The 8,494-nt window shown below is 63.6% G+C and carries 6 protein-coding genes; 3 read left to right on the top strand and 3 right to left on the bottom strand.

Annotated features, from left to right (window positions below; translation table 11 throughout):
• A partial coding sequence (locus tag ABIV12_RS07070) for a TonB-dependent receptor plug domain-containing protein (RefSeq protein WP_348057682.1) occupies positions 1 to 1,834 on the bottom strand: 1,834 nt, incomplete at its 3' end.
• Positions 1,835 to 1,991: 157 nt separating this feature from the next.
• Between ABIV12_RS07070 and argS the strand changes: the two genes are divergently transcribed.
• Entirely contained in the window at positions 1,992 to 3,677 is a 1,686-nt protein-coding gene (gene argS / locus ABIV12_RS07075) for an arginine--tRNA ligase (RefSeq protein ID WP_348057684.1), read from the top strand.
• Complete coding sequence (locus ABIV12_RS07080) at positions 3,677 to 4,300, top strand: SPOR domain-containing protein (protein WP_348057686.1); 624 nt, start codon at positions 3,677 to 3,679, stop codon at positions 4,298 to 4,300. The genes argS and ABIV12_RS07080 overlap by 1 nt, the downstream gene beginning before the upstream one ends.
• A gap of 3 nt (positions 4,301 to 4,303) precedes the next feature.
• On the opposite strand, the gene ABIV12_RS07085 is transcribed toward ABIV12_RS07080, so the two are convergent.
• Complete coding sequence (locus ABIV12_RS07085; protein WP_348057688.1) at positions 4,304 to 5,884, bottom strand: PQQ-dependent sugar dehydrogenase; 1,581 nt, start codon at positions 5,882 to 5,884, stop codon at positions 4,304 to 4,306.
• A 50-nt stretch (positions 5,885 to 5,934) separates the two neighbouring features.
• Positions 5,935 to 7,269, bottom strand: coding sequence for a PQQ-dependent sugar dehydrogenase (locus tag ABIV12_RS07090; RefSeq protein WP_348057690.1), 1,335 nt, complete (start codon positions 7,267 to 7,269; stop codon positions 5,935 to 5,937).
• Positions 7,270 to 7,448: 179 nt separating this feature from the next.
• Here ABIV12_RS07090 and ABIV12_RS07095 point away from each other — a divergent pair.
• Positions 7,449 to 8,494, top strand: a 1,046-nt coding sequence (locus tag ABIV12_RS07095) for a PQQ-binding-like beta-propeller repeat protein (protein ID WP_348057692.1), incomplete at its 3' end; no start/stop codon positions are given.

Genomic DNA, 8,494 nt, shown 5'->3' on the forward strand with positions numbered 1-8,494 from the left:
TGAAGTCGACGTTGAAAAACGCCGCGTCAATGGCTTGCGCAGCCGAATAGTTGTCCGTCGCGCGCGTTGTCTCGCGCAGCACGAATCCGTCCGGCCCGATGTTGTCCGACGAGAGGATCTGGTCGATCGGTTGCAGGAAAAATCCCGGCTGGCCGGGCAACATCGAGCCTGGAGCCAGCTGGTAGACGAAGGTTCGGATGGCCGATGCGCGATCGCGCGTGGTTCGTTCGGCTCCTGCTGCAAGATTGAGCAAGGATCCGTCATCGAAATTGAAAGGCAACATTGCGCGCAGGTTGTAGTCGCTTTGATGGTCCTGCAGAGTGGCGAACTTCTCGGCGTTGGAATCCGAGCGGCGCGAGAATTCCAGAACTTCACCCGCATAGTCGTAGCGCCAGCGCCGCGTGTCCGGCTCTTTGCGGCCAGCGGCCGCGCGGGTGTACTGCCAGTCGACCTCCAGGTCGTGCAGTCGCGGAAATGCATGGTGGCCATTGAGCTGGGTCGCTCGCAGCTGGTTCTCAGTCCATTTCTGCTCGAAATAGCGCGAGTCGACGCTGTCGGCCGTACCGTCGGTAATCTTCGCGCGGTCTTCGGTTTGCCTCAGCAGCATGTGGGTCAGACCGAAGCGGTGGTTGTTGCCGACATTGAGACCGACACCGAAGAACAGGCTGGAATCGATGTCGCGTTGAGTGATGTCGACATTCTGGTTGCCGACCTGGCTCAGACCCGCATTGCTCGCGGCATAGGTGTGGCGTACTTCCTCGGCGCTGTCCCAGGACTGCTTGTAGCGTGATGCCGCGATGAGTCCGAGGCGCACATCGTCTGCCAGATTGAACCCGTCTCCGATGCCAATCGAAAAGAGGGTGTCGGGATCGATGCGCTTCTTGCCGATGCCGAAGCCGGAGGCAGCCAGGTCGCGCCCGTAGGTTTGCAGCTGGGCTGGCGTCGCGCCATCCGGATTCGCGTCCGACCGCGGTCGCAAGTAGCGTCCGTCGGCAATCGCACCCGCGAGCGAATCTGGAAGCGAGCGCGCTCCGTCGTCGTAGCCTGTCCAGTCTTGACCGGCACCGCGGTATCGCAAGCCGTCCTCGCCAGTCGTTCCATCGACATAGCCGAGCCCTCCCTGAGCCTTGAAGAAGAACGCGTCCGGTACCTCTCGCGTGCGCAACCGCACGGTGCCGCCACCGAAGTCGCCCGGAAGCACCGGCGAGTACGTCTTGTCGACGAGGATTCCATCGAGCAGTTCCGTCGGAAAAAGATCGAGCGGCACCACACGCCGCGTGAAGTCGGGGCTCGGAATCGGCGCACCATTCAGCAATACGCTTGAGTAACGCTCGCCTAGGCCCCGCACATACACGTATTTGCCGTCGACGAGGCTGAGGCCGGTCACGCGCTTGAGGGTAGTCGCCACATCCGAATCGCCGGTCCGCGCGATCTGCTCGGCGCCCAGTGCTTCGGTCACGTTGGCCGCGGTGCGGCGCTCATCAAGGTAAAGGACGTCTCCTCCTGCCTTGTATCTGCTTTGGACAGTCACGCCAGACAGCGTGCTGACCTCGCCGGCCGGCGGCGTTTCCCGCGGAGATGATGATTCCGTTGCGGCCTGCGTAGGCGCCTGCGGACGATTGTCGGCAAGGGGTCGGACCGGCGTCTGTCCGTCATTGCCCCCGGCGTCGCGCGGCATCGCCGGGGGCGGCGCGTCGCCACTCTGGTCGGCGACCTGGATGGCCTTGGCCGGCGCGCCGACCGGGCCGCTCTCGGCGGCAGCCAGCGGAGCGGCAAGCGCGGGGCAAAGAAGGACGATACGCAGCGCGGACGCGCGCAAGTTGAAGGCATGCACGAGGAACGACCCCTTGTTTGAAACGTATCCCTTGCACAGGGAAGGGGTCAGCGTGGCGCCGCTTCTTTACGTTAGTGTGACGTCCCGTTCGCTGAGACGCGGCGAGCAACGCGGCCAGGCCTTACACTATGCGGCTATCCCGAGCCCGATTCGTTCCGTGAAAGACCACTTGCACGCCTTGATCCTCGACGCGATCGCCACGCTGCGCGCCGATGCCACGCTACCGCCGCACGCATCGGTGGAATTCGTGGTCGAACGTACCCGCAGCCGCGAGCACGGCGATTTCGCGACGAACGTCGCATTGCTGCTCGCCAAGGCCGCCGGTCGCAAGCCGCGTGACCTTGCGACCGCGCTGGTCGCCGCATTGCCCTCTCGTGAAGGGTTGGAGAAGGTCGAGATCGCGGGTCCAGGATTCATCAATTTCTTCGTGAGCCCCGCGGCCTACCATCGCGATGTGCGCGTCGCACTCGATCAGGGTGCCGCGTTCGGTCGCGGCGTCACCGGCGCCGGGCGCACCGCCGGCGTGGAATTCGTCTCCGCCAATCCGACAGGCCCGCTGCACGTTGGCCACGGCCGTGCTGCGGCGATTGGCGACTGCATCGCGCGACTGCTCGACGCGAATGGCTGGAGCGTGGTGCGCGAGTTCTATTACAACGATGCCGGCGCGCAGATCAACAACCTTGCGTTATCGGTCCAGGCACGCGCGCGCGGCATCGAACCGGATGCGCCCGGCTGGCCCGATGACGGTTACCGCGGCGAGTACATCAAGGATGTGGCGCGCTCCTACCTCGATCGCGACGTCGTCCATGCCGATGGCGTCGATCTCGCGGGCGCGGGAGACGTCGACGACCTGGATGCGATCCGTCGCTTCGCGGTGGCCACCATGCGCCGCGAACAGGACCTCGACCTGCGCGCTTTCGGCGTCGCATTCGATACGTACTTTCTCGAGTCGTCGCTGTATGCGGATGGCAAGGTCGAGGAAACGGTGCGCGAGCTTGTCGCGCACGGCCACACCTACGAGGAAGGCGGTGCGCTATGGCTGCGCACCACGCAATTCGGTGACGACAAGGACCGCGTGATGCGGAAATCCGACGGCACCTTCACCTACTTCCTGCCCGACGTCGCCTATCACCGCAGCAAATGGCAGCGCGGCTACCAGCGCGCAATCACCGAGTTGGGTTCGGACCACCACGGCTCGCTTGCGCGTGTGAAGGCCGGCCTGCTTGCGCTGGACACCGGCATTCCGCAAGGCTGGCCCGAATACGTGCTGCACCAGATGGTCACGGTGATGCGTGGCGGCGAGGAAGTGAAACTTTCCAAGCGTGCCGGCAGCTACGTGACATTGCGCGACCTGATCGACGAGGTCGGCCGCGATGCAACGCGCTACTTCCTGATCGCTCGCAAATCCGATTCGCAGCTGGTGTTCGATATCGACCTGGCGCGCGCACAGACCAACGACAACCCGGTCTACTACATCCAGTACGCCCATGCGCGCGTCGCGAGCGTGATGCGTCAGCTCGCCGAGCGCGGCCTCGAATGGAATCGGGAGAACGGCCTTTCGCAGCTCGCGCGCCTCGACAGCGAACACGAACAGGCGTTGATGGTGGAACTTTCGCGCTATTCGGAAGTGGTCGAGGCGGCGGGCGAGAATCTGGAACCGCATCTCGTCGCGACATACCTGCGTGAACTCGCCGCGGCATTCCACGCCTACTACAACACGCATCAATTCATCGTCGACGACATCGATGTTCGCGACGCACGCCTGACGCTGGCTGCGGCCGTGCGCCAGGTGCTCTTCAACGGCCTCGACCTTCTGGGCGTCTCCGCGCCGGAGAGCATGTAATGGCAGCAAAGAAAAGCGGTCGCCAGGCGACACGTGGCGGCAATGGCACGCAGAAACCGGCGTGGGTGTGGGTGCTGCTCGGACTCGTGCTCGGTGTCGGGTTGATGCTGCTTGTCCTCGCAAAGGACTGGATGCCGCTGCTGCGGCGCAAAGATGGTCCGCAACCGAATCCGCAGGCCACCGCGCCGCGCGAAACGGAAAAGCCCGTCGCGGAAGCGAAACCGCCGAAAAAGAATTACGACTTCTACCAGGTTCTTCCGGAAGCGGAAGTGGTGATTCCCGACGCCGAACTGTCCGCCAAGGCCAAGGCAGAGCAGCAGGCACGGACGAATCCACCGGCCACTCCTGCAGGCACGACACCGACGCCGGTTCCGGCCGCCGGCGGTCGCTACGTTTTGCAGACCGGCTCCTACCCGGAACCCAAAACCGCAGACGAAGCGAAAGCGAAGCTCGCGCTGGTTGGCTTTGTCGCGCAGGTGCAGCCGGTCACGATCAACGGCAAAACCTGGCATCGCGTGCGCGTCGGGCCGTATGCCAGCGCGAGCGACCTCGAGGCGGCCAAGCGATCGCTGTCGGACAACGGCATCAACGCGATTGCGCTGAAGGAAACGACTTCGCAGTAGACGTCACCGGCGACCGTGTGCGGTTGTGGATTCAAATCCGTCGACGAACACGCGGTCATCGATGAACGTGGCACTGACGGTGCAGTCGGCCGCGACCGGCGCCGTTGTGAACGTCGCATCGACCAGCGAACCGCCACAGCCCGTGACCGAATCGACCAGATAGCCCGCATCGACGGTCACATCGAACGCAATGCTGGTTCCGTCGTCGACCGTTTGCGCGGTCGCTGGATCAAGATGTCCCCCACTCTGCGCAAACGGCGTCACCACGTGCGTCGACGGCTGCCCGGCGGAGTGGAACCGGTAGACCTTGTTGGTCAACGTGTTGGCAACGTAGAGATTGCCGGCTTCGTCTTCGCCGAATCCAGAATACGTGCCGTATCCGGAGCCTGCATTGACGTTGTTCGGCCACGCCGCGTAGCTCCATTGGCCTGGTCCGTCGGGCTTGGCGAAGAAAATTTCGCTCGAACACGAGTCAGCGAACACGTACATGCCCTGGAAGGGCGTGATCGGACCGCGATACCGGTAGCCGCCCGTGACCGCACAACGACTGCCGCTGTGCGTGTACTCGATCAGCGGCAGGACGTTCGGCGCGAGCGGCGGTGTGCACGCTTGGGACGTGTTGAATACAGCCGTCCCTTCCATGCAGTGCCAGCCGTATTCGATCGGCCCGGTCGATCCGGCCACGCGCAAATCGATTTCCTCGAAATGACTCTGGCCCACATCGGCGATCCATAGATCACCGGTGGCGCGATCGAAACTCCAGCGCCATGGATTGCGAAACCCGTGCAGCCAGATTTCGTCGCAGGTCTGGCTCGATCCGACGAACGGATTGTCGGCGGGAATCGAATACTCCGCAGCGATGCCGGTCGGCGTGCCGCACATGTCGGCCGTCGCGATGTCGCCGCGCGTGTCGACGTTGATGCGCAGCATCTTGCCGCGCAGGAAATACTGCACTCCGGTGCCCGTGCCGCAGCTGGTCGAGGTGGTGTCGTTCGGCTTCTTCCACAGGCACTCGGCGAGCCAGTGGGTGCCGCTTTCCTGCCCACCGTCACCCGACGACATGTAGAGCAGTCCGTCGGCGCCGAAGTGGATGTCACCGCCGTTGTGATACGACGGCGGCGAATTGTCCGCGAGTCGCATCACCACGGTGCCGGCCGGATTGGCGACATCCGGATCGGCCGAGACGGTAAATCGTTCCAGCACTTCGTCGGGTCCACTGCCGAGGCACGTTCCCACCGGTGTGCAGCCCGGTGGACGCATTGACACGACGTAGAACTCGTCGTTGTGCGGCAATCCGGCGCGCCCATAATTCGGATGAAACGCAAGCCCGAGCAGTCCGCTGGTGCCGCCGCTGCCCGGATACGTCACCGGCACGCTCAGGAACGGCGTCGGCAGCAGCGCGCCGTCCTTGATCACGCGAATCGTGCCCGCCTGGCTCAACACGAACAACCGGCCGCTTCCGTCATGCGGTGCGCGCACACCAATCGGCGCGGTGACCGCGGAGGTCACCAGCTCCAACGAAAGATCCGCCGGAACGGTTTGGGCGCGCACGCCGACGAGGCACACCGAAAGAACCGCACCCATCAGCGCTGTCAACGGATGCGTCGCACCTGCCCGGAATCGACAGGCGACTCTCATCCTTCAAAACCATCCGCAAAAATGACGTCGCTGGCGCTGTCCGAGTGGAACACGTACACCGCGCCGTCCTGCGCACCGACATAGACGTTTCCGTCGTCGTCCTCGCCCATGCCGTAGGTGTTCATCGATGGCGTGCCGGCGAGCGTCTCCATGACCCACGGCTGCACGCCGGCGCCTGCATTCGCGACGATGTAGATGCTGCCGCTGCAATAGTCGCTGAAGAGATATTGCCCGCGCAGCGCAACGATCGGCCCGCGGTACATGTAGCCGCCTACGACAGCGCAGGTGCCGATCGAATGCGAGTAGTCCAGTTTCGGAAGGATGCTGCCAGCGGGTCCGGCGCATCCGTTCGCACCGCCGGGATACGTGTGAAAACCTTCGCAGGCGTTCCACTGGAAATTCTGCCCCACACTGCCGGCAGCCTGGAAGCTGATTTCCTCGTACACGTTCTGGCCGACGTCGCCGATCAGCATGTCGCCGGTTTCGCGGTCGATGCTGAAGCGGAACGGATTCCGGAAGCCCCAGTTGAAGATTTCCGCACAGTCATCGGGGTGGGCGGCGACGTCGGCGAACGGATTGCCTTCAGGGACCGAATACAGTGCCGGCTGGCCCGCCGTCGCGCCGCAAAAATTTGAAGGCGCCGACGCGGTCGTCGAATGGACGTCCAGTCGGATGATCTTGCCGAGAAGATAATAGGTCGGGCCAGACCCCGTCGTCGTGCGGCAGCTGGACGGTGTGTTGTCCGCCTTCTTGCGGCCTGTGCATTGCGCAAATCCGTTCGGATCGCCCTGCACGCCGCCATCGCCCATCGACCAGTTGAGATAGCCCTGGCGATCGAAATGCAGGTCGCCGCCGTTGTGGTTGGCGGCGATGTCGGGCACGCGCAGGATCACGGTTCCGGTCGGATCGGCGATGTCGGCGCTGGCCGCCGACACGGTATAACGCGCGAGCACCTGGTCCTGGCTGCTGCCCAGGCTCGGATCGGCGGACGGCGCCGTGTAGGTCACATAGAACGTGCCGTTGGCTGCGTAGTCCGGATCGAACGCGAGGCCGAGGAGGCCTTGTTCACTGTTGCAGCTGACGGCGACATCGAGGAAATGCGTCGGCAAGAGCGCCCCGTTCTTGACGATGCGGATGCCCGAGCAACGTTCAATCACGAAGACACGACCGCTGCCGTCGTTGGCGGAACGAATCGCGATGGGGCTGTTGAAACTCGTGGCCGCATCCGGCCAGCGCACCAGACTGAGATCTGCGGGCGTGACGGCCGCAGCCAGCGCGGGGCACAGAAAGCCTGCTGAAAGAATCGAATGAATCAATGATCGACTGCGCATGTGATTTCCCCGAAATGTTGCCCGAGCGACGTTCTAGCACGTCGCCGGTCACAATTGCATTGGCCGATTGACCGATATCATGCGTGCTTCACGAAAGAGCACATCATCGCAGCACTGAATGCGCCGTCGCGCTGTTCATGCGTGCTTGCACGTACCCACACCCGCTGGAGACCCGACCCATGCCTTCCCGAATCCTGTTCAAGAGCGCGCTGCTGTGCATCGCTTCAATGCCGTTGCAGCACGCCGACGCGGCCGACTGGACGCAGTGGGGGTATGACGCCGCGCACAGCGCGAGCAATCCGGACGAAACGACGATCACATCGGCGAACGTCGCAACGCTGACGCGTCGCTATCAGGTCACCCTGCCGGACAGCGTCGACAGTGCGCCGGTGTTTGCCGCAGGCATCGCGACCGCGTTGGGCACGAAGGATCTGTTGTTCATGACGACGCGCTACAGCGGCAAGCTGTTGGCAGTCGATGCTACGACCGGCGCGGTGGTGTGGTCGAAGACCACTTCCGCGAAAGAAAGCCAGTCTTCTCCAGCGATCGATCCCAATCGCCAGTTCGTCTACCACTACGGCGGCGACGGCAAGGTTCACAAGTACGCGATCGGCGACGGCACGGAGACGACCACGGGCGGCTGGCCACAGATTGCGACGTTGAAGCCCAGTGTGGAAAAAGGTGCCAGCGCGCTCGCGATCGCGACGTCGGGCGGCGACACCTACCTTTACGCGGTCACCGACGGCTACATCGGCGACGGCGGCGATTACCAAGGCCACATCACGACGATCAATCTCTCAACCGGCACGCAGAAGGTCTTCAACACGTTGTGCAGCAACGTCACGGTGCACATGACGTTGAATGGGCCGCCGTCGACCGACTGTGATCTCGCCCAGAGCGGCATCTGGGGCCGCGGTGGAGCGACCTACGACGCCGGCACCAATCGCGTGTACATCACGACGGGCAACGGCACGTTTGATGCCGACATGGGCGGACTGAACTGGGGCGACAGCGTGCTTGCGCTGAAGCCAGACGGCACCGGCGCCGGGGCTGGTTTTCCGCTCGACAGCTTCACGCCGACGACGTTCCCGCAGCTCGACAGTCAGGATGTCGATCTCGGTTCCGCGTCGTTGTCGATCGTGCCCGTCGCATCCAACAGCACCGTCCAGCACCTCGGCCTGCAGACCGGCAAGGATTCGAAACTGCACCTGATCGACCTCGATGA

It is taken from the genome of Dokdonella sp. (genome assembly GCF_039926425.1).
Taxonomy (GTDB): Bacteria; Pseudomonadota; Gammaproteobacteria; order Xanthomonadales; family Rhodanobacteraceae; genus Dokdonella_A.